Annotated in this window: 24 protein-coding genes; 7 read left to right on the forward strand and 17 right to left on the reverse strand. The window is 59.7% G+C overall.

The genetic code is table 11. The features are described 5' to 3' along the window. Positions 1-3: 3 nt before the first annotated feature. Genes G5168_RS06430 through nqrM form a run of 7 tightly spaced genes read left to right on the forward strand, consistent with a single transcriptional unit; the run spans position 4 to position 5,770 of the window. Entirely contained in the window at positions 4-1,233 is a 1,230-nt protein-coding gene (locus tag G5168_RS06430; protein WP_005338642.1) for an NADH:ubiquinone reductase (Na(+)-transporting) subunit B, read from the forward strand. Next, positions 1,223-2,011: a Na(+)-translocating NADH-quinone reductase subunit C gene (locus G5168_RS06435; protein WP_421172778.1), complete on the forward strand. Its 789-nt coding sequence runs from the start codon at positions 1,223-1,225 to the stop codon at positions 2,009-2,011. Before G5168_RS06430 ends, G5168_RS06435 begins: the two co-directional genes overlap by 11 nt. Continuing rightward, a complete protein-coding gene (locus G5168_RS06440) occupies positions 2,004-2,636 on the forward strand; it encodes an NADH:ubiquinone reductase (Na(+)-transporting) subunit D (protein ID WP_033114212.1) in 633 nt (210 codons plus the stop codon). Before G5168_RS06435 ends, G5168_RS06440 begins: the two co-directional genes overlap by 8 nt. 3 nt (positions 2,637-2,639) lie before the next feature. Then, the gene (gene nqrE, locus G5168_RS06445) at positions 2,640-3,236 is read left to right on the forward strand and encodes an NADH:ubiquinone reductase (Na(+)-transporting) subunit E (protein ID WP_227341212.1); all 597 of its coding nucleotides are present in this window, start codon (positions 2,640-2,642) and stop codon (positions 3,234-3,236) included. A gap of 32 nt (positions 3,237-3,268) precedes the next feature. Continuing rightward, on the forward strand, positions 3,269-4,492 hold the full coding sequence (gene nqrF, locus G5168_RS06450; RefSeq protein ID WP_216951907.1) for an NADH:ubiquinone reductase (Na(+)-transporting) subunit F: 1,224 nt from the start codon (positions 3,269-3,271) through the stop codon (positions 4,490-4,492). Between the two features lie 3 nt (positions 4,493-4,495). Further along, on the forward strand, positions 4,496-5,536 hold the full coding sequence (locus G5168_RS06455; RefSeq protein ID WP_216951908.1) for an FAD:protein FMN transferase: 1,041 nt from the start codon (positions 4,496-4,498) through the stop codon (positions 5,534-5,536). Positions 5,537-5,545: 9 nt separating this feature from the next. Then, positions 5,546-5,770, forward strand: coding sequence for a (Na+)-NQR maturation NqrM (gene nqrM / locus G5168_RS06460; protein ID WP_216951909.1), 225 nt, complete (start codon positions 5,546-5,548; stop codon positions 5,768-5,770). 66 nt (positions 5,771-5,836) lie between these two features. Here nqrM and G5168_RS06465 read toward each other — a convergent pair whose 3' ends face one another. From G5168_RS06465 to G5168_RS06545, 17 genes are all read right to left on the reverse strand, one after another. Then, a complete protein-coding gene (locus G5168_RS06465; protein WP_421231401.1) occupies positions 5,837-6,382 on the reverse strand; it encodes a DUF3833 domain-containing protein in 546 nt (181 codons plus the stop codon). A gap of 14 nt (positions 6,383-6,396) precedes the next feature. Continuing rightward, positions 6,397-6,939, reverse strand: coding sequence for a chalcone isomerase family protein (locus G5168_RS06470; protein WP_421252007.1), 543 nt, complete (start codon positions 6,937-6,939; stop codon positions 6,397-6,399). After that, a complete protein-coding gene (locus G5168_RS06475) occupies positions 6,896-7,117 on the reverse strand; it encodes a TIGR02450 family Trp-rich protein (protein WP_421231403.1) in 222 nt (73 codons plus the stop codon). Before G5168_RS06475 ends, G5168_RS06470 begins: the two co-directional genes overlap by 44 nt. Further along, positions 7,114-7,590 carry a DUF2878 domain-containing protein gene (locus G5168_RS06480; protein WP_421236219.1) on the reverse strand — a complete coding sequence of 159 codons (477 nt, stop codon included), beginning with the start codon at positions 7,588-7,590 and terminating at the stop codon, positions 7,114-7,116. Before G5168_RS06480 ends, G5168_RS06475 begins: the two co-directional genes overlap by 4 nt. A 2-nt stretch (positions 7,591-7,592) precedes the next feature. After that, complete coding sequence (locus G5168_RS06485; protein ID WP_421249724.1) at positions 7,593-8,849, reverse strand: class I SAM-dependent methyltransferase; 1,257 nt, start codon at positions 8,847-8,849, stop codon at positions 7,593-7,595. Then, entirely contained in the window at positions 8,849-9,631 is a 783-nt protein-coding gene (locus tag G5168_RS06490; protein ID WP_421252008.1) for a DUF1365 domain-containing protein, read from the reverse strand. Before G5168_RS06490 ends, G5168_RS06485 begins: the two co-directional genes overlap by 1 nt. Next, the gene (locus tag G5168_RS06495) at positions 9,628-10,887 is read right to left on the reverse strand and encodes an NAD(P)/FAD-dependent oxidoreductase (RefSeq protein ID WP_216951914.1); all 1,260 of its coding nucleotides are present in this window, start codon (positions 10,885-10,887) and stop codon (positions 9,628-9,630) included. The genes G5168_RS06490 and G5168_RS06495 overlap by 4 nt, the downstream gene beginning before the upstream one ends. Beyond that, the gene (locus G5168_RS06500; protein WP_201945729.1) at positions 10,884-11,618 is read right to left on the reverse strand and encodes an SDR family NAD(P)-dependent oxidoreductase; all 735 of its coding nucleotides are present in this window, start codon (positions 11,616-11,618) and stop codon (positions 10,884-10,886) included. Before G5168_RS06500 ends, G5168_RS06495 begins: the two co-directional genes overlap by 4 nt. Continuing rightward, positions 11,615-12,043 (reverse strand): nuclear transport factor 2 family protein, encoded by a 429-nt coding sequence (locus G5168_RS06505; protein ID WP_128816284.1) that lies wholly within the window; start codon positions 12,041-12,043, stop codon positions 11,615-11,617. Before G5168_RS06505 ends, G5168_RS06500 begins: the two co-directional genes overlap by 4 nt. A 1-nt stretch (position 12,044) precedes the next feature. Continuing rightward, positions 12,045-13,466, reverse strand: coding sequence for a deoxyribodipyrimidine photo-lyase (gene phrB / locus G5168_RS06510; protein ID WP_421252009.1), 1,422 nt, complete (start codon positions 13,464-13,466; stop codon positions 12,045-12,047). Continuing rightward, positions 13,463-14,350: a MerR family transcriptional regulator gene (locus tag G5168_RS06515; protein ID WP_421252010.1), complete on the reverse strand. Its 888-nt coding sequence runs from the start codon at positions 14,348-14,350 to the stop codon at positions 13,463-13,465. Before G5168_RS06515 ends, phrB begins: the two co-directional genes overlap by 4 nt. Positions 14,351-14,419: 69 nt before the next feature. After that, on the reverse strand, positions 14,420-15,367 hold the full coding sequence (locus G5168_RS06520) for a YbgA family protein (RefSeq protein WP_005343644.1): 948 nt from the start codon (positions 15,365-15,367) through the stop codon (positions 14,420-14,422). A gap of 180 nt (positions 15,368-15,547) precedes the next feature. Beyond that, positions 15,548-16,198, reverse strand: coding sequence for a porin family protein (locus tag G5168_RS06525; RefSeq protein ID WP_216979351.1), 651 nt, complete (start codon positions 16,196-16,198; stop codon positions 15,548-15,550). Between the two features lie 188 nt (positions 16,199-16,386). Next, positions 16,387-16,959 (reverse strand): DUF3157 family protein, encoded by a 573-nt coding sequence (locus G5168_RS06530; RefSeq protein WP_216979352.1) that lies wholly within the window; start codon positions 16,957-16,959, stop codon positions 16,387-16,389. 106 nt (positions 16,960-17,065) lie between these two features. Continuing rightward, on the reverse strand, positions 17,066-17,902 hold the full coding sequence (locus G5168_RS06535; RefSeq protein WP_216979353.1) for a hypothetical protein: 837 nt from the start codon (positions 17,900-17,902) through the stop codon (positions 17,066-17,068). 79 nt (positions 17,903-17,981) lie between these two features. Next, a complete protein-coding gene (locus G5168_RS06540) occupies positions 17,982-18,260 on the reverse strand; it encodes a DUF6482 family protein (protein WP_216979354.1) in 279 nt (92 codons plus the stop codon). An 18-nt stretch (positions 18,261-18,278) separates the two neighbouring features. Further along, positions 18,279-18,890: an HAD family hydrolase gene (locus G5168_RS06545; RefSeq protein ID WP_216979355.1), complete on the reverse strand. Its 612-nt coding sequence runs from the start codon at positions 18,888-18,890 to the stop codon at positions 18,279-18,281. Positions 18,891-19,057 lie beyond the last annotated feature (167 nt).

The raw sequence follows: 19,057 nt of genomic DNA on the forward strand, positions 1-19,057 counted from the left end.
GCGATGAGTTTCAAGCAACTTCTTGAAAATATGGAACACCACTTCGAACCGGGTGGAAAGTACGCCAAGTACTATGCCCTGTTCGAAGCGGCGTACACCCTGTTCTACACCCCGGGTAGCGTTACCCGCAACGCCTCCCACGTTCGTGATGCGCTCGATCTGAAGCGCATGATGATCATGGTGTGGCTGGCCGTGTTCCCGGCCATGTTCTGGGGCATGTACAACGTTGGTAACCAGGCGATTGCCGCCATTGCCCACATGGGTTCGGCTGCTGGTGCCAGCAGCTGGCAATATGCCCTGGCTACCATGCTGGGCGCCTCCCTCGATCCGGCTGTTGCCGGTATCGGCAGCAAGATGCTGATTGGCGCCACCCACTTCTTCCCGATCTACATCACCGTCTTCTTTGTCGGTGGTTTCTGGGAAGTGCTGTTCGCCATGGTGCGCAAACACGAGATCAACGAAGGCTTCTTCGTGACCTCCATCCTGTTTGCCCTGATCGTGCCGCCCGAGCTGCCCCTGTGGCAAGCTGCGCTGGGTATCACCTTCGGTGTGGTGATGGCCAAAGAGGTGTTCGGTGGTACCGGCAAGAACTTCCTGAACCCGGCGCTCGCTGGTCGTGCGTTCCTGTTCTTCGCCTACCCGGGCCAGATCTCCGGTGACGCCGTGTGGGTTGCCGTTGACGGCTTCTCCGGCGCAACAGCCCTGAGCCAGTGGGCCCAAGGCGGCCAGATGGCGCTGATCAACGGTGCTACCGGCCAGGCTATCAGCTGGATGGACGCTTTCCTGGGTAACCTGCCGGGTTCCATCGGTGAAGTCTCTACCCTGATGATCCTGCTGGGTGCCGCCATGATCGTCTACATGCGCATCGCCTCCTGGCGCATCATCGCCGGCGTGATGATCGGTATGATCGCCACCTCCCTGCTGTTCAACGTCATCGGTTCCGATACCAACCCCATGTTCAACATGCCGTGGCACTGGCATCTGGTACTGGGTGGCTTCGCCTTCGGTATGGCCTTCATGGCGACCGACCCTGTCTCCGCAGCCTTTACCAACAAAGGCAAGTGGTGGTATGGCGCCCTGATCGGCGTAATGGTCGTGCTGGTTCGCGTGGTCAACCCAGCGTTCCCGGAAGGCATGATGCTGGCCATTCTGTTTGCGAACCTGTTTGCTCCCCTGTTTGACCACTTCGTCGCTCAGGCAAACATCAAGCGGAGGATTGCTCGTGGCGTTTAATAAAGATTCAACCCTCGGCACCGTCAGCGTGGTCACCGGCCTGTGTCTGGCCTGTTCCATCGTGGTATCCGTTGCCGCTGTGGGCCTGCGTTCTACCCAGCAGGAAAACAAGGCGCTGGACAAGCAGAGCAACATTCTCGCCGTAGCCGGTGTGGATGTGAGCGAAGTGGCCAAGCGCGACCTGGCCAAACTGTATGGCGAGAAGATCGAAGCGCGTCTGGTGGATCTGGCGACCGGTGACTTTGTTGACGGCGATGCCGACAACTTCGACACCAAGCAGGCAGCCAAAGATCCGGCCCGCAGCATCCGTCTTGCCGCCGCTGACGACAAGGCCAGCCTGCGTCAGATCTCCAAGCAGATCCCGGTATTCTTCGCCAAGGATGCCGAAGGCAAGATCGACAGCATCATCCTGCCCATCTACGGTCAGGGTCTGTGGTCGACCATGTATGCCTTCGTCGCCGTTGCCGCTGATGGCCAGACCATCAAGGGCATCACCTACTATGACCACGGTGAAACCCCGGGTCTGGGTGGCGAGATCGAAAATCCGGCCTGGCGCGAGCTGTTTGTCGGCAAGAAGCTGTTCGATCAGGATGGCATGCCGGCGCTGCGCGTCATCAAGGGTCACGCTCCGGCGGGCTCCGAGCACGAGATCGACGGTCTCTCCGGTGCTACCCTGACCGGTAACGGTGTACAGCATACCTTTGACTTCTGGATGGGTCCCAAGGGCTTCGGTCCTTTCCTGGCCAAGGTTCGTGCAGGAGAAATCAACAATGGCTGACAAGAGCGAAATGAAGAAGTTGCTGTTGACTCCAGTGCTGGGCAACAACCCCATCGCCTTGCAGGTGCTGGGTGTCTGTTCCGCACTGGCGGTTACCAGCCAGATGAAGACAGCGTTTGTAATGACCCTTGCGGTCATGGCGGTCACCGCCTTCTCAAACCTGTTCATCTCCCTGATCCGCAACCAGATCCCGAACAGCGTGCGGATCATTGCCCAGATGGCGATCATCGCCTCGCTGGTTATCGTGGTTGACCAGGTGCTCAAGGCGTATGCCTATGACATCTCCAAGCAGCTGTCAGTCTTCGTCGGTCTCATCATTACCAACTGTATCGTGATGGGCCGCGCCGAAGCCTACGCCATGAAGAGCGCGCCGCTCCCCTCCTTCCTAGATGGTATCGGTAACGGTCTGGGCTATGGCGCCATTCTGCTGAGTGTCGCGACCGTGCGTGAACTGCTGGGCTCCGGCACCTGGTTTGGCATCGAGCTGCTGCCGCTAGTGAACAACGGTGGCTGGTATGTACCCAACGGCCTCCTGCTGCTGCCGCCGAGTGCATTCTTCATCATTGGTCTGATCATCTGGGGCGTGCGCACCAAGGATCCCAAGCAGGTGGAGGCGAAGGATTAAGGTATGGAACACTATCTGAGTCTGTTGATTAAATCGATCTTCATCGAAAACCTGGCACTCTCCTTCTTCCTGGGGATGTGTACCTTCCTGGCGGTATCCAAGAAGGTCAAGACCTCCATGGGTCTGGGTATTGCCGTTATCGTGGTGCAAACCATCGCCGTACCGGTCAACAACCTGATCTACAACTACGTGCTGAAGGCCGGAGCTCTCTCCCCTGACCTAGATCTGAGCTTCCTGAGCTTCATCACCTTTATCGGGGTGATCGCAGCGCTGGTACAGATCCTGGAGATGGCGCTGGACAAGTACTTCCCGGCTCTCTACAACGCGCTGGGCATCTTCCTGCCGCTCATCACCGTGAACTGCGCCATCTTCGGTGGCGTCTCCTTCATGGTGCAGCGTGACTACACCTTCGTGGAGTCTGTGGTCTACGGCGTGGGCTCAGGGGCAGGCTGGATGCTGGCGATCGTTGCGCTGGCGGGTATCCGCGAGAAGATGAAGTACTCCGATGTTCCGGAAGGCCTGCGTGGTCTGGGCATCACCTTCATCACCGCCGGTCTGATGGCGCTGGGCTTCATGTCCTTCTCTGGTATCTCCCTGTAATCGGCTTTCCTGCAATCAGAAAGGAACGATAGATGGAAATTATTTTGGGTGTGGTCATGTTTACCGTGATCCTGCTGGCACTGGTGGCAGTCATTCTGTTCGCCAAGTCCAAGCTGGTGACCGCGGGCGACGTGACAATCAGCATCAATGGTGACCCGGCCAAGGCTGTGACCAGCCCGGCCGGTGGCAAGCTGCTCGGCGTACTCGCCGGCAACGGTATCTTCGTCTCTTCCGCCTGTGGCGGCGGTGGCTCCTGCGGCCAGTGCAAGGTACGGGTGAAATCCGGTGGCGGCGACATCCTGCCGACCGAACTGGATCACATCAGCAAGGGTGAAGCCCGTCACGGCGAGCGTCTTGCCTGCCAGGTCACCGTGCGTGGCGACATGGACATCGAACTGCCGGAAGAGATCTTCGGGGTGAAGAAGTGGGAATGTACTGTTATCTCCAACGATAACAAGGCCACCTTCATCAAGGAGCTCAAGCTGCAGATCCCCGATGGCGAGAGCGTACCGTTCCGCGCCGGTGGTTATATCCAGATCGAAGCGCCGGCTCACCATGTCTACTACAAGAACTTCGATATTCCCGAGGAGTATCGCGGTGACTGGGATCGCTTCAAGATTTTTGAGCTGGAGTCCAAGGTCGATGAGCCGATCATCCGTGCCTACTCCATGGCAAACTATCCGGAAGAGTTCGGCATCATCATGCTGAACGTGCGTATCGCGACCCCGCCCCCGAGCAACTGGACTGCCCCTCCGGGACAGATGTCCTCCTACATCTTCAGCCTGAAGGCTGGCGACAAGGTGACTATCTCCGGTCCGTTCGGTGAGTTCTTCGCCAAGGATACCGATGCCGAAATGGTATTCATCGGTGGTGGTGCAGGTATGGCGCCGATGCGTTCCCATATCTTCGACCAGCTGCGTCGCCTGAAGTCCAAGCGCAAGATGAGCTTCTGGTACGGTGCCCGTTCCAAACGCGAGATGTTCTATGTCGAAGACTTCGACATGCTGGCGGCCGAGAACGAGAACTTCACCTGGAACGTAGCCCTGTCCGATCCGCAACCGGAAGACAACTGGGATGGCTACACCGGCTTCATCCACAACGTGCTCTACGAGAACTATCTCAAGAACCACGAAGCGCCGGAAGATTGCGAGTTCTACATGTGTGGACCTCCCGTGATGAACGCAGCCGTCATCAACATGCTCAAAGATCTGGGCGTTGAGGACGAAAACATCCTGCTGGATGACTTTGGTGGTTAATCCATGAACAGCGTTGTAAAGACCTGGCTAGCCTTCGGGCTAGCCTTTTTCTTGACAGGGTGCGGTCAGGAAAGCACGGTCCAGTCGAAACCGGAGATCCATATCACCGGCAGCACCATGGGCACTTACTACTCCATCAAGGTGGCGGACAACGTCATCAGCGATGCAGCCAAGTTTCAGGCCGAGGTCGATGTACTGCTGGAGCGAGTCAACGATCAGATGTCCACCTATCGCCCCGATTCCGAACTGTCGCGCTTCAATCAGCACCACAGTTCGACACCGGTAGTGGTATCGCGGGACACCGCGCGGGTCATTACAGAAGCCATTCATATTGGCCGTGAGAGCCAGGGGGCGCTGGACGTCACCGTCGGCCCCTTGGTCAATCTGTGGGGCTTCGGTCCGGACAAACGGCCGACCAAGATGCCATCAGAGGAGCTGATCACCCAGACCCGTCAGAAGACCGGCCTGGGCAACCTGCACGTCATCACTTCGGTCGATGCCGACACCCTGCAAAAGGACATCCCGGATCTTTACGTTGATCTCTCCGCCATTGCCAAGGGCTTTGGTGTCGACAAGGTGGCCGAGTATCTGGAGTCTCTGGGTGCGCGCAACTATCTGGTGGAGATCGGCGGCGAGCTGCGGATCAATGGCGTCAACGGCAAGGGACACCCCTGGCGCGTTGCCATCGAAAAGCCGACAGCCAATGCCGGTTCGGTGCAGGAGGTGATCGTTCCGGGTGACAACGGAGTGGCCACTTCGGGCGAATATCGCAACTACTATGAGATGGATGGCCAGCGCTTCTCCCACACCATAGATCCACGCACCGGCAAGCCAATCCAGCACCGCATGGTGTCGGTCACCGTGATCCACCCCTCCTGCATGACCGCAGACGGGCTGGCGACCGTATTCATGGTAATGGGACCGGAGAAGAGCCTGGCCTATGCCAAAGAGCGCGGCCTGGCGATCTTCGTGATCACCAAGACGGACAACGGCTTTGAAGAGGCCTACTCCGATGCGTTCAAACAGTATCTGGTCAGGAAATAGGGAGGATAGATGCAGGTTTTTCTGATCACCTTCGGGGTATTCATGCTGGTGATAGCCGCCATGGCTATCGGCTATATCTTCCAGAAAAAATCCATCTCCGGCTCCTGTGGCGGTCTGGGAAGCGTTGGCATCGAGAAAGAGTGCGACTGCCCCGAGCCCTGCGACAATCGCAAGAAGAAGATGGCCAAGGAAGAGGCCCGTCGCAAGATGCTGGAAGAGAACCGCATCATCTGATGACTCTGATTGTTCGATAAACAAAAGCGCGCCATCGGCGCGCTTTTTACTGGGCGTTATCTTGCGTTAACGGTCAGGCTGACGTTCGATATAGAGGATCACCTCGCCAAGATGGATACCGAACTTGCTGATCTCGGCACGATTGATCAGACGATCTTCGTCCAGCAGATACATCCAGTCATCGAAGCTCACCCGCACTACCTCGCCATCCGGCAGCGCCAGATCAAGCTGATAATGCCAGTTGAGGGCAAACCCTTGGCTTTTACCCATCGCCTCCCCCACCACATCGGAAGCAGTACCTCGCCAGTGACCGTCAACCCCCTTGCTCAGATACCAGGTACGGGTCTGCTGGCGGCCATCATCAAAGTAGAACTGCTCGAACAGCTCTCCCTTGCCATCCTTCCAACGACCCACCATCTCGACCCGAAAGCGACTGGTCACTTCGCCGCTGCGGTCGGTTACCAGGCCGTGAGCCACTAATTTACCGTTGAAGAAACGGGCGAGATCCCAGCTTGGCCCCTGCCCCCGATAGTCATCGAGACTGGCACCACAGCCGCTCAGCAGCAAAAAAGGGAGCAACAGCAACCAGCGGTATGCACGATAGAAAAACATTGGAAACTCCATGTTCAGGGTTGGCCACGCAGGCGGCGTGTCAGGGCGGGATCGCGGCTGTTGTCAGCCAGCCAGATGGCGAGAAAAGCGGCCGAGAATTGCGGATCGGCCAGAGTGCCGAGGGGTTTTTCCTGCCACCAGAAGTGGCCTGCCCCCTCCTTGTCGACATAGAAGGTGAGCTTGTCGCCTGCCTGCACATCGGGCCAGAGTGCAGCGAGCTGGCCGAGCCAGCGCTGACGCTCGGCGTCAGTGCCAAGACCTAGCCGCTGCCACTCGGCGGCGGTGGCGCTCAGCAGATCTTCCCGCTCGATGGATCGGGCATAGGTGAGAGTCAGAGCCTGTGGATAGTGACCGGGCTGATAGCGCCCGCTCGCGCTGTAGAGGGTGGCATCGTAGAGCTTGAACCAGACCCAGTTCATCTCCCCCTGCCCGACCGGGCGCAACTGCTGCCAGGGGGCGGCAGAAGCCTGCACTGCGGTTGCAGCAAAGAGCGCAAACGCCAGCATCAGCGGGTTAATTCCACCCCATATGCCAGTGGTTGGGGTCTTCCAGTTCATGCCAGTCCATCTCCTGTTCCTGCAGGGTGTTGATATCCTGCATCACCACCTGCATCAGCTCCCCTTTCGCGTTCCGCTGGCAGGCAACCACCAGATAGAAGCGATCAGCGAGCTCATGCTGGCCCTCTTTGGTCCATTTGGAAAAAAGCAACGAGTCGGTCGAAAAGGTGTTTGTCATGACTCACCCTCCAGCTTGACCATTACCCACAGGAGTACGGGTAACCACCACATCCAGATCACTGCCAGCAGCGCCGTGCTGATCCAGATGCCCCAGGGTAAGTTTACTGCCCCCATGGCGGCCCCCGCCACATAGGAGGAGGTGCCGCCAAATACGCCAAACAGCGCCTGCTGCCAGCGAGGCAAGCTCAGCAGCCAGCGCATACCGTGGGCCAGCGTCAGGGCAAAACCGAGCCAGAGCAGCACCAGCCAGAGGGGAAAACCGGACGGGAACCGGAACAGGCCGAGCTGCCAGAGCAGGGCATCCAGCAGACAGCCGACGACCGCGATGGGAAGCAGCCGCCAGTCACGCTGGCGGCTGGGTGAGAAGAGAAAGTGCAGCAGCAACATTGCCAGCAGCGGGCCCGGCTGCTGCCACTTCACCGCCAGCAACCAGTAGAGGTTGAACCCCAGCAGGTGAGCCCACTGCCACATGGTCAGTGACCGCTTACTGGCACATCACCCGACCAGCCAGCGGGCCCCGGCTTGGCGGCCTCCAGCTGCACCAGACTGATGCTGCGCTCCCAGAATCCCCCCTCGCAATAGGCAAAGTAGAAGTGCCACAGCCGGATGAAATCCTGGCTGTAACCGAGCTTGGGCAGCTCGGGTGCCAACGCCAGAAACCGCTCGCACCAGTGAGCCAGTGTACGGGCATAGTGATGACCGTGATCGTGCAACCGCACCAGCTGCATGTCGGTCTCACGCGCCAGCAACCCCGCCATCTGGGAGACGCTCGGCAGGCAGCCACCGGGGAAGATGTAACGCTGGATAAAATCGACCCCGCGCAAGTACTGGGCATGGCGCTGATCGGCGATGGTGATGGCCTGAATGAGCAGACGGCCACCGGGCTTGAGCAGCCGCGACAGCTGGCGGAAATAGTCGGGCAGGAAGGCGTGCCCCACCGCCTCGATCATCTCGATGGAGACCAGCTTGTCATACGTCCCCTCCAGTTTGCGGTAATCCTCCAGCAGCAAGGTGATGCGATCCCCCAGCCCCTCCCGCGCAATCCACTCCTTGGCGTAGTCATGCTGGGCCCGGGAGATAGTCGTGGTGGTCACCCGGCAGCCATAGTGGTGGGCGGCATAGACGGCGAGGCCGCCCCAGCCGGTGCCGATCTCCAGCAGATGATCGTCAGGGCCCAGCTCCAACCGCTCGCAGATGGTACGCAGCTTGGCCTGCTGCCCCTCTTCCAGAGTGGCGTCGGCGCTCGGGTAGATGGCGCTCGAGTACTGCATATGGCTGTCGAGAAACCCCTGATAGAGGGTATTGCCGAGATCGTAGTGGGCGGCAATGTTGGAGCGCGAGCCGGTCAGGGTATTGCGATTAAGCCAGTGGCGCACCTTATTGAACGGGAAACTGAGCCAGCCGAGGCGCCGCTCAAGGGAGTCGAGCAGGGTCAGGTTGCGGGCCAGCAGCCGCACCAGCGCCACCGGATCCGGGCTGGTCCAGAGCCCCTCCACCCAGGTTTCCCCAGCGGCGATGCTGCCTCCCAGCAACAAGCGACGATAGAAGGCCGGATCCTGCACCACCAGTTCGGCATGCAGATCGGTGCCCGCCACGCCAAAGCTGTGGCGCTCACCGCCATCCCGCAGCAGCAGCTGGCCATGTTCGAGGCGACCCAGCAGATTGAGCAGCAGTTGCCTTGCCCCCTTGTCGATGAAAGAGGCAGAGAGGGTTGATTGAGCAAGTTCCATTAGCGGCTCTCCGGATGGGTAAAAATCGGGGTTCGTTTGATAAAAAGACGCAGGGCCTGCCAGTAGATCCCGAGCAGTACCTTCATGGTCATCCAGGGCCAGCGGGCCAGCAGGGCCACCAGCCCCTTGCGCGACAAGGGTTCGCGAGTGAGCGCCAGGGTTGCGTCAAACAGCTTGGCTTCACCGGATACGGGATGACTCTCGATATGGATCAGTGTCTCCTGCGCGGGCGGCCTGATCCGCCAGTGATAACGCATCGCCAGCCCCATAAAGGGGGAGACGTGAAAATCCTTGTCATGGGGCGCCAGCGCCGCCAGATCCAGCAGGTAGTAGTGACGCTCGTTCCAGGGGGTGTTCGACACCTCCGCCAGCAGATAGCGCGCCTCGCCCTGCCGGTAGCAGAAGTAGAAGTTGACCGGACTGAAGTAGAAGCCCAGACAACGCACATTGCCGAGCAGCAGCACCCGCCCCTCGGGGTCGGCATCGCCCCCCAGTTCGCTCACCTTCTGCCACACCGCCTGCTTGAGGCTCCCCTCGCTGCCCTTGAGATAGTCATGGCGGTGAAACGAGAGCAGCCCCGAGCGCTCCACCCCGAACCAGCGCCCCTGATCGAGCTGCGGCAGCTCGTCGAGATCCAGTCCCAGCATAAAGAGGCTGTAGGAGAAGGCGTGGGGCCGCGGCGCGAAACGGCGGTGGCGCACCGAACCCTGCCAGATGGCGCTGGTAACACCAGCCAGTTCGTCGGCTCCCTCATGTTCGGTGGCCACGGTGGCGCCATTCATAGCTCGGCCCCGAAGCGCCTGGCGACATCCAGCGCGCTGCGCACCCCATCCTCGTGGAAGCCGTTGTACCAGTAGGCACCGCAGAAGTGGGTGTGCTGCTGGCCGCAGATCTCCGCACGCCGCTGCTGGGCGGCGATAGAGGCCTGATTGAACACCGGATGGTGGTAGACGAAGCGGCGCAGCACCTTGCTCTCATCCACCTTGCCCTTGGGGTTGAGGCTGACGCAGAAGGGCTCCGGCGAGTTCACCCCCTGCAGGATGTTCATGTTGTAGCTCACCAGCGGCCGTGTCTCATCGTTGCCATCGAGCTGATAGTTCCAGCTGGCCCATGCCTTGCGACGGGTGGGCAGGCAGCGAGCATCGGTATGGAGCCAGACATCGTTGGCCTGATAGGGCATGTCGCCGAGGATGGCCTGCTCCCGCTCGCCGGGATCCGCCAGCAGCGCCAGCGCCTGATCGCTGTGGCAGGCGAAGATCACCTCGTCAAACCGCTCCTCGCCGTAACTGCTCTGGATCACAACGCCATCCGCGTCCCGCCGTACGCTCTGCACCGGACAGGCGAGTCGGATCTGCGACTGCCAACCCGCGGTAAGGGGGCCGATATATTCCCGCGAGCCACCCGGGATCACGTACCACTGGGGGCGATTGGCCACATCCAGCAGGCCGTGGTTGGCAAAAAAGCGCAGGAAGAAGCCAAGGGGGAAGGCGCGCATATCGGCCAGGGTCGATGACCAGATCGCCGCCCCCATCGGCAAGATGTAGTGGCGGGCGAAGTAGTCGCTAAACTCCCCCGCCAGCAAAAAATCCCCCAGCGTCAGCTCGGGGCCAGCCCCCTGATGCTGACCATCCGCCAGCCAGGCCCGCGCCTCCCGGTTGAACCGCAAGATCTCGGCGACAAAGCCATAGAAGCGCGGACTCAGCAGATTGCTGCGCTGGGCAAACAGGGTATCGAGATTGTGGCCGTTGTACTCCAGCCCCTCCGGGCTCTTTACCGAGAAGCTCATCTCGGCCGGTTGGCGCGCCATGCCAATCCGCGCCAGCAACTTCAAGAAGTTGGGGTAGGTACGATCGTTGAAGACGATAAAGCCGGTGTCGATGGCATAGCTGCGGCCAGCCTGATTCACATCGACGGTGGCGGTGTGACCACCCAGGGTCGGCGCCGCTTCGAACAGGGTGATGTCATGGAGTTTGTGGAGCAGAAAACCGGCGGTGAGCCCCGAGATCCCTGAACCGACGATGGCGATCTTTTTCTTCATGAATGGCTTCCTTTCGATACGAGTGCGCGGCCAAGGCGCAGCCAGAGCCCCACCGGCAGCGCACCAAGTAGGCGCAGCAACCAGATGAAACGGCGGGGAAAGTGGATCTGGTGACGACCAGCGGTCAGCCCGTCCATGATGGCGCGGGAGGCCTGCTCCACCGTCACCAGACAGGGCATGGGAAAATCATTTTTGGCGGTGAGCGGCGTCTGGACAAAGCCGGGGCGGATCAGGGTCACCCCGATCCCTTTGCTGGCCAAATCGAGGCGCAAGGTATCCGCCAGATAGTCGAGGGCCGCCTTGGAGGCGCCATAGGCCTCGGCTCGTGGCAGCGGCAGCCAGCTCACCGACGAACTGACGATGGCCAGCCGTGACCCAGCCCCTAGCAACGGCAAGAAGGCGGCCAGCGCATGGCCGGTAGCGGTCAGATTGGTGTCGATGACACGGGCAAACAGCTCGCTGTCAAACCCCTCGCCGACATCCATGTACTCGCAGTTGCCTGCGTTGAGGATTAGCAGATCGAGGGATGGCAGCGTAGCGGCTATCCCGCTCATTGCGGCCAGATCACGGGCATCGAACTGCAGCGGAGTGACGCCATCCAGCCCCAGCGCCTGCAGCCGTTCGCCATCGCGGCCACAACCCCACACCTGCCAGCCGGCGCGCCGGTAATCCAGCGCCAACTGGCGACCTATGCCGGAGGTCGCGCCTGTGATAAGCACTCGGCCGCTCATGCGCCAAGCCTCATCTTGATGCTGCGAACCACTGGCCCGAGCAACGGCAACTGCTCGTAGAGCATGGCGCCCAGGTCAAAATAGTCCCTGTGCTGGCACACCTTGCCCGCCTCGTCGAATTCGAGGCGGGTGGCCCCCTCCACCGTCACCGGCTCACCACCACGCAATCTGGGGTGAGAGAAGGTCATGGTCCAGCCGAGCCAGGCCTGTGGCCCTTGCTGCTGCTGACTGGTGATGACGAAACGGCAGTAGGCGAGACGCTGATAGAGGGCGGCAAAATAGTCGCCAAGGGCCGCCAGCCCCTCGATACGGTGAGCCGGATCGATAAAGAGCACCTGTTCGGCATAGACCTCGGGCAAGCGATGCAACTGCTGTTTGTCCAGTTGCTGATAGAGGCCAATAAAGCGGGCCAGCGGCTCGTTCATCCTATTTCTCCAGAGAGCGAAACATCTCGATGGCTCTCACCCGGGCAACGGCGTGATCCACCATGGGTGCCGGATAATCCTGTCGCCCCTTGAGTCGCAGCCAGTCGTGGGGCTGATGCACATAAGCGGCAGGAATATCGGCAAGTTCAGTTACCCAGGTACGGATAAACTCCCCTTGTGGATCAAATCGTTGCCCCTGAGTGGTGGGGTTGAAGATCCGAAAGTAGGGGGCGGCATCGGCACCGGTGCCTGCAGCCCACTGCCAGCCACCGTTGTTGGCTGCCAGATCCCCGTCGATCAGTCGACTCATGAAGTAATCCTCCCCGAGCCGCCAGTGGATATGGAGATCCTTGGTGAGAAAGCTCGCCACTATCATTCGCAGCCGGTTGTGCATCCAGCCGGTGGTGTTGAGACAACGCATCGCTGCATCAACGATGGGGTAGCCGGTACGGCCCTCGCACCAGGCGGCGAAGGCATCCGGGTCCCAGCTCCACGGCAAGGCTGCCGTCTCTGGTTTGAAGGGGCGATTCATGGAGAGGGTCGGGATCAGCACCAGCAGGTGGCGATAGAACTCACGCCAGATGAGCTCATTGAGCCAGACAAAGCCGGGCTGGGCCTTGGACTGGGGCCGATAGCCAAGCCGCTGCTGAAGCGCCGCCACACACTGACGAGGACTGATGATGCCCGCCGCCAGATAGGGGGAAAGCACAGAGGTGCCCGCGATGGCAGGAAAATCCCGGGTCTCGCCATAGTCGAGCACCGCCTGCTCCAGAAAAATGTTCAAACGACGCAGAGCTTCCACCTCGCCCACAGGCCAGCGGGGGTCTGCCGTCAGTTCGCCAAGGGCGGCATCGACGAAGTCCCGCTCGGCCAGCGGCTGCCACGGCAGCGGCTCACCACGAGCAGTGGGCGCGCGATGAATGACAAACCCCTCCTCGTCGAGGGCCTTGAGCCAGGCACGGCTAAAAGGAGTGAAGACCTTGAACATCTCACCCGAGCCGGTCAGCACCCGCCCCGGCGGCAATACGCAACAGCCGTTGAGCCAGTGACAACTCACCGCCTGTTCTGCCAGCGCGGCGCTGACAGCGTGGTCGCGACGCTGCTCGTCGATCTCGATAGCCTGATTGGCATAGAGCTGGGTCACCCCCTGCTCGCGGCATAGGTCTGCCAACGCAGCGGGCGCCTCGGCAAAAGTCTCCACTCGCAGCAGATGGAGCGGGATGCCGAGGGCCGCCAGCTCGCGGCCCAGCACATCGACCTGCGCCAACATAAAGCACTGACGAATCGGGGCCATTTTGTGCTGCCGCCACTGGGTGGGAGAGATGATAAAGAGCGCGGCCACCGGCTCATCACCGGCGCAGGCATGCCGTAGCGCCGGGTTGTCGGCAAGGCGCAGATCGTTGCGCAACCAGACCAGCTTCATGATTTTTTCCTCCCGCGTCCGCTGGCACCAGCCGCAGCAGGTGCGTCCACCATCAGCTCGGCAAGGCTCGCCTGCCAGCCGTGGGCTTTAAGCCACTCATCATCGTAGAGACGGCCCAGTTCGCCAAACAGGCGCGTGCCTGCAGGCCACCCGGCGGCCAGCTCCGGTTTGCCAAGACCAGCTCCCAGCAGTACCAGCCAGGGGGTAACGGCACGCCCCTCCAGCAAGCTGGCATGGCGAGGCTCTACCGCTCCCAGCAGTTGCACCTCATAGCCTTGACCGATCAGCTCGTAAGCGGCCCACACCAGATCGAGGGGGCCGACCTGTCCCCAGCTCACCAAGGTGATCGGCACGCCCTTCTCCTGCTCGATCAGGTGGCGGGCGAAGCGGGTATGGAACCAGCCCAGCCACACCTGTTGCAGCAGCTCGCCATCGGGCCGCTCGCGCCACAACCCCAGCAGCCGCTCCACCAGCGGTTGCAGTACCCGGCTGCGCACCAGCTCGAACGGGTAGCTAGCCAGCAAATCGTTGAGCTCAGCCTCCGCCTTGCGCTGGTTGAAGGCGAGTAACGCCTGACTGAACTGCTCCAGAGTCTGCTGCCAGTGATCGCTCACCGGCTCGGAATGGGGTTCGCTCAGGAGCCCCTTCACCTGCCCGATACTCACACCCCGCTCCAGCCAGCTCAGGATCTCGCCGATTTGGCGGATATCCTGCTCGCTGTAGAGGCGGTGGCCCTTTTCGGTGCGGGCCGGTTGCACCAGACCATAGCGGCGCTGCCAGGCACGCAGGGTCACGGCGTTGACGCCGGTGAGACGGGAGACCTCGCGAATGGGGTAGATCCCCTCATCAGCCAGAGGAGCAACTTCTTGCGATAAATCAGACATGACAACGTCCATCAAACAGAGGTGTAAAGCGCCCCGATGCAAACCATGCGCCGGGGCAACAGAACGGATTCAGAGCCCGTAACGCAATTTGAGCGTATCGGGGTGCGGATTGAGATAAACCTGCTCGGCGAGATAGGGATTGGGGTACTCGCGCAGGTAGTGGCGGATCAAGGTGAGCGGCACCAGCAAGGGGAAGATGCCGGTGCGGTACTTGTCGATGGTATCGGCCAGCTCCTGCTTCTGGGCCGGGGTCAGCACCCGCTTGAAGTAGCCCTGCAGGTGCATCAGCACATTGGTGTGGCTGCGACGGTTGGCCCGCAGGGTCAGCGCGGTCATCAATCCCTTGATGTAGTTGTCGGCCACCTCCTGCAAATTGGTGGACTTGCCCAGATTGCCGAGCAGCTTGCCGAGCGCCCTGTAGTGGGTGGTGGCGTGGGAGAGCACCAGATACTTGTAGCGGGAGTGGAAGCGGATCAGCGCAGAGGCGGTGATACCACGCGCACAGAGCTGCTGCCAGTCGTGGTAAGCGAAGACCCGCAGCACGAAATTCTCCCGCAGGATGGGATCACAGAGCCGGCCATCCTCTTCCACCGGCAACAGGGGGTTGGCCTCCATCAACGCCTTGGCAAAGAGGCCGATCCCCTCCTTGGCGCTCCCCTCATTGTTGGCGCCATAGACCTTGACCCGCTCCATACCGCAGCTGGGTGATTTGGCACAGAGGATATAGCCGGAGATGAAGTCGAGCTGGCGTGCCTTCTGCTCGCTGAACGCAATCAGCTTTTCAGTGACATCGAAGCTACCATTGCTCGCCTCGGCACGGATCTCGCCGTTGCGCTTGACCAGCCGGATGGCGGCGCGAGGCGCCCCCAGACCGATAGCCATCTCGGGACAGACGGGGTGATAGTCAAAGTGAGCGCCAAGATCCCGTTCGCAGAAGCTGGAGCGCTTGTGGCCCCCGTCGAAACGCACCTCTTGTCCCAGCAGGCAAGCACTGATACCGACTTTAATCTTGTACATGATGGCACTCCTTGTATAAACCTTGATTCAGTTATAGCAGTTATACAAAAAAATGGAAGTTGTATAACTATCGCCGACTGATACGACACAAGGAGAAAAAAGAGATCACTGGAAAACGAAAAAACCCATGGCGAACGCCATGGGTAAAAATCAAGACACTACGGACTACTGGAAGGGGGATTAGAAACTGTATTTCACACCCAGGCTGGAGATGGAGCCTTTCTGCAGATCCCAGCTGCGATAGGTGTAGTCGGCAGTCAGCGCCCAGTTCTGGTTGAGCTTGTAAGCACCGCCTACCTTGAAGTCATGCATATCATCGGTCATGTTGGCGTAACGGTAAGCCGTGGAAAGCTCGATGTCGCCGATGTCGTAGCGCAGACCCACTTCACCGTACATGCTGCCACTATCCTTGCGAGCCACTTCGTCCCATCCCTTGTTGTTCTTGGCCAGCTCACGCTCAAGTTGATAGCCCATCAAACCGGTTTCGCCATAGAGATTGAGTCCTGTGCTCAGCGGGGTAAAGACACCGATACCCAGGCTGGAGATGGACATGCTGTCATTGCCGTCGTTGCGGGAGGTGAATTCGGTTCCGGCACGACCGTAGAAGTTGGAGCCAAAGCTCTTTGAGAGGTCCAGGCTCAGACCACCAAAATCACGGGTACCTTTGCTGGCAGCATCACGGGGAAATGCAGCGCTGTCTTGGCTAAGGTAATCAGACTTGGTGTGCGCCCAGGTCAAACCGCCCTTTGCGTAGCTGAACGCATCCTGTGCCAGAGCGGAAGTAGAGGCGAAACCGGCCAGAACCAGAAGAGATACAGTTGCTTTTTTCATGATGATAACTCCATGTGATTGGGCCCGTTGCTAGCGAGCTGGTATGGAGTCATTGTGCGGTCAGCATCCCGGCTTGCCGAGCGGCAAGCTGTTGCAAAACCATGTCAGATGTAAGCAGATATTTCCCGAGATGTCAGGGGTAACAAATTGCCGGCCCAATCGGTTTGCATGGGCCGGACAACACCAAATCAGCGGAAGACCACCTCATCAATTTCGACCCTGACCAAGGGCTGCCCGGTCAATCCGGCAGGACGGGGGATCTCGAGGGCCAACGACGGACGGACTTGCCCCTTGCGCAGATAGGTCTCCGGCAGGCGGTTCTCGGCAACCCAGAAACGGGCCTCCTGACGGCTCAGCTGCACTCCGTCAGCACTGAACAGGGTCACCATGCCACGCACCCCGACCACATTGCGGGTGCCGGTATTGCTCACCATAAAGGTCAGCACCAGCGGGTCAGATCCCTCGATCTTGTCCAGCTTGACCACCACACCGTCGCGTGCCATCTGGGCAAGCAGCTCCGGATTGGCCTTGGCCTGATCGGTCAGCACCGGAGCAGCAACGGCCACCACGGCCCCAGCCTTCCCATCAGCAGCCACGCCCTGTACGGACTCGGCCGGTTTGACCACCAGATACTCCCAGGTAAAGTCATCGTTGAGCTGAACCTGCCGACCATCGGGCAGCGTCACCTGAGAAAGAGGGGCTGCCTGCGCCAACACGGGGGAGAGGCACAGGGCAATCAGCAGACGGGAGAAGGGTTTCATAGGGCGAAGCTCGGCAACAGGTGAAAGGGCGACAGTATAAACAGTCCCGCCACCCCTTGCCTATGACAGCACTCACGTTCTGGCTCCGGCGTCGCTTGCCCACGGGCTAGATGGCAAGATCGTGCCGCTCTTTGTGCGCCATATCCAGAGTCACCAGATCGAACTCGGTCCTCTTGAGGGCAGAGAGAATATCCGATTGCATATCAAAGGCCTGAGCACGCTGATGCTCGGGCAGACGCACCCGGGCCAGGGTGGTGGAGCAGTCGCACAGGGTATGGAAAAAGACCTGCGCCTCATCCAGCCCCATGTCGGCCAGCATCTGTTCGGCCTGATCCACCATTCGTAGATAACGTTGCTTCAACTGCCGTGGATTGGTGAAGCGATTGCTGAGGCAACCGTTGCTCCCTTTGCCCCAACGACCGAGCTGACGCTTGTTGAAGCCATAGCGAAAATCACGGCTCATCACCCCGTTATCGGCAAAAAACCAGATGGTGTTGGCAGGCAGTGAGCCGAACTGGGCAAGATAGTCATCACGCTCCTCCACCGCGGCCGGAACCAGCAACGGCAGATGAGCCCATTCCGGACGAGCCTGCACATACTCACCAATGCGGCGAACCGGATCGATCAACCCCTCCATATTCGGCAGGCGATCGCAAAAGATGATTTCGTCACTCTTGATGACCCAGTGATCGATGCCATAACGCTGGCAATAACGGCGGGCTCGGGCCACTTCGCTGCGGCTGCGGGTCGGATTATCGAGGGTAATTGCGTGGATTTTCACACCGGCAGCACGGCACAAATCGATGCTGTAACAGGATTCCAACCGCCCCGAAAAAGAGACTATCAGCTCGTCAAAATTTGCCAGTCGCTCAATCAGCTGCAGCTCCCTAGCTTGAAAAGAGTGATCATATCCCTGATTCAAGACAACAACATTGGCATCCATTAAACAGCTCCGGATGATAAACAGGTGGCTTATTGTGCGGGAAATAAGCTGAATAGGCCCTTACAGTGTCAGGTTAAAATTAAAACTTGATGATTATTTCCCGTGATTCATCCATAAAATCAATACCTTGAGCGTCATACACTCGCAATCTGGCCTGATGTACCCGATGGGCTCGCAAAAAGCCCTGCGCCTGATCCAGCGAGGTGAAGGTCAGGTGCTCCCCCTCGCTGTCGGTCAGACAGAGGTACTCCCCTTCCGCCTCGATACAGAGCTGATAACCACTGCCATCCTTGCAGGCGATGATCAGGGTCGCCTCGGGATAATGACTGAGCCAATTGCGAAACCGGCCATGCTCCATAGTGCTCCTGAAGGGGCATCACCCCTTGCCGGTGGCGGGCAAACAGCCCAGCTCACCCAGTTGCTGACGACAACTCGCCGCGTCGGTAAAAACGATCCCCCTGATACCGAGGGCCTCGGCGGCCGCGATGTTGGCAGGACTGTCATCGATGAAGATGCACTCTGCCGGTTTCAGATCGAACGACACCAGCAGATAGCGGTAGATATTCGGCTCCGGCTTCATCATCCGCACCCGCGCCGAGACCACCTTGCCGCTGAAGAAGCGCCAGAAATCCTGATGCTGCTCCAACCAGTCGATGCTGGCATGACCCATGTTGGAGAGGGCATACAGAGTGTGCCCCGCCCCGTGCAGCTCGGCTATCAGGGTTAGCATAGCGGGATCTGGCAGCAGGGAAGCGGGAACTGCCTGTAAAATGGCCAGATTCTGTGCCGCCGAGAGGCCTGTGCGCGCTTGCGCTTCCCGGGCCATGGTGTGGAGCGACATGGTGCCTCTGTCTACCTCCAGCCAGTCCGGGTGGTTAAAGAGCCGCTCGGCCAACTGTTCGGCCCCTTGCGGGCCACGCACGGAACGCACTATGTCTACCGGATCCCAGCTCACCACCACCCGTCCCAGATCGAAAATAATCGCCATCGTCTTTACCTCCCCCACTGGGTGTCAGTCATCAAAACAGAGTCAATAGAACATCGCTCATACGCCATTTTCTTAACCGGATACCCTGCCCCCATCCCCGCCCGCGGGCAAGTTTTACTTGCATCAGACCGGCAAATCCCTTAATGGTTATGACGTTACTTCAAGGA

The organism is Aeromonas sp. 600724, from assembly GCF_049175135.1.
Lineage (GTDB): Bacteria > Pseudomonadota > Gammaproteobacteria > Enterobacterales > Aeromonadaceae > Aeromonas > Aeromonas veronii_A.

Bases quoted from the DNA above. Each gene is read 5' to 3' on its own strand.
- G5168_RS06480 (WP_421236219.1), bottom strand. From the start codon at position 7,590: ATGTGGCAGTGGGCTCACCTGCTGGGGTTCAACCTCTACTGGTTGCTG.
- G5168_RS06540 (WP_216979354.1), bottom strand. From the start codon at position 18,260: ATGGAGCATGGCCGGTTTCGCAATTGGCTCAGTCATTATCCCGAGGCG.
- G5168_RS06530 (WP_216979352.1), bottom strand. From the start codon at position 16,959: ATGAAACCCTTCTCCCGTCTGCTGATTGCCCTGTGCCTCTCCCCCGTG.
- G5168_RS06495 (WP_216951914.1), bottom strand. From the start codon at position 10,887: ATGAAGAAAAAGATCGCCATCGTCGGTTCAGGGATCTCGGGGCTCACC.
- G5168_RS06525 (WP_216979351.1), bottom strand. From the start codon at position 16,198: ATGAAAAAAGCAACTGTATCTCTTCTGGTTCTGGCCGGTTTCGCCTCT.
- G5168_RS06490 (WP_421252008.1), bottom strand. From the start codon at position 9,631: ATGAATGGCGCCACCGTGGCCACCGAACATGAGGGAGCCGACGAACTG.
- nqrM (WP_216951909.1), top strand. From the start codon at position 5,546: ATGCAGGTTTTTCTGATCACCTTCGGGGTATTCATGCTGGTGATAGCC.
- G5168_RS06520 (WP_005343644.1), bottom strand. From the start codon at position 15,367: ATGTACAAGATTAAAGTCGGTATCAGTGCTTGCCTGCTGGGACAAGAG.
- G5168_RS06535 (WP_216979353.1), bottom strand. From the start codon at position 17,902: ATGGATGCCAATGTTGTTGTCTTGAATCAGGGATATGATCACTCTTTT.
- G5168_RS06470 (WP_421252007.1), bottom strand. From the start codon at position 6,939: ATGAACTGGAAGACCCCAACCACTGGCATATGGGGTGGAATTAACCCG.
- G5168_RS06485 (WP_421249724.1), bottom strand. From the start codon at position 8,849: ATGGAACTTGCTCAATCAACCCTCTCTGCCTCTTTCATCGACAAGGGG.
- G5168_RS06515 (WP_421252010.1), bottom strand. From the start codon at position 14,350: ATGTCTGATTTATCGCAAGAAGTTGCTCCTCTGGCTGATGAGGGGATC.
- G5168_RS06545 (WP_216979355.1), bottom strand. From the start codon at position 18,890: ATGGCGATTATTTTCGATCTGGGACGGGTGGTGGTGAGCTGGGATCCG.
- G5168_RS06500 (WP_201945729.1), bottom strand. From the start codon at position 11,618: ATGAGCGGCCGAGTGCTTATCACAGGCGCGACCTCCGGCATAGGTCGC.
- phrB (WP_421252009.1), bottom strand. From the start codon at position 13,466: ATGAAGCTGGTCTGGTTGCGCAACGATCTGCGCCTTGCCGACAACCCG.
- nqrE (WP_227341212.1), top strand. From the start codon at position 2,640: ATGGAACACTATCTGAGTCTGTTGATTAAATCGATCTTCATCGAAAAC.
- nqrF (WP_216951907.1), top strand. From the start codon at position 3,269: ATGGAAATTATTTTGGGTGTGGTCATGTTTACCGTGATCCTGCTGGCA.
- G5168_RS06440 (WP_033114212.1), top strand. From the start codon at position 2,004: ATGGCTGACAAGAGCGAAATGAAGAAGTTGCTGTTGACTCCAGTGCTG.
- G5168_RS06465 (WP_421231401.1), bottom strand. From the start codon at position 6,382: ATGTTTTTCTATCGTGCATACCGCTGGTTGCTGTTGCTCCCTTTTTTG.
- G5168_RS06430 (WP_005338642.1), top strand. From the start codon at position 4: ATGAGTTTCAAGCAACTTCTTGAAAATATGGAACACCACTTCGAACCG.
- G5168_RS06475 (WP_421231403.1), bottom strand. From the start codon at position 7,117: ATGACAAACACCTTTTCGACCGACTCGTTGCTTTTTTCCAAATGGACC.
- G5168_RS06455 (WP_216951908.1), top strand. From the start codon at position 4,496: ATGAACAGCGTTGTAAAGACCTGGCTAGCCTTCGGGCTAGCCTTTTTC.
- G5168_RS06505 (WP_128816284.1), bottom strand. From the start codon at position 12,043: ATGAACGAGCCGCTGGCCCGCTTTATTGGCCTCTATCAGCAACTGGAC.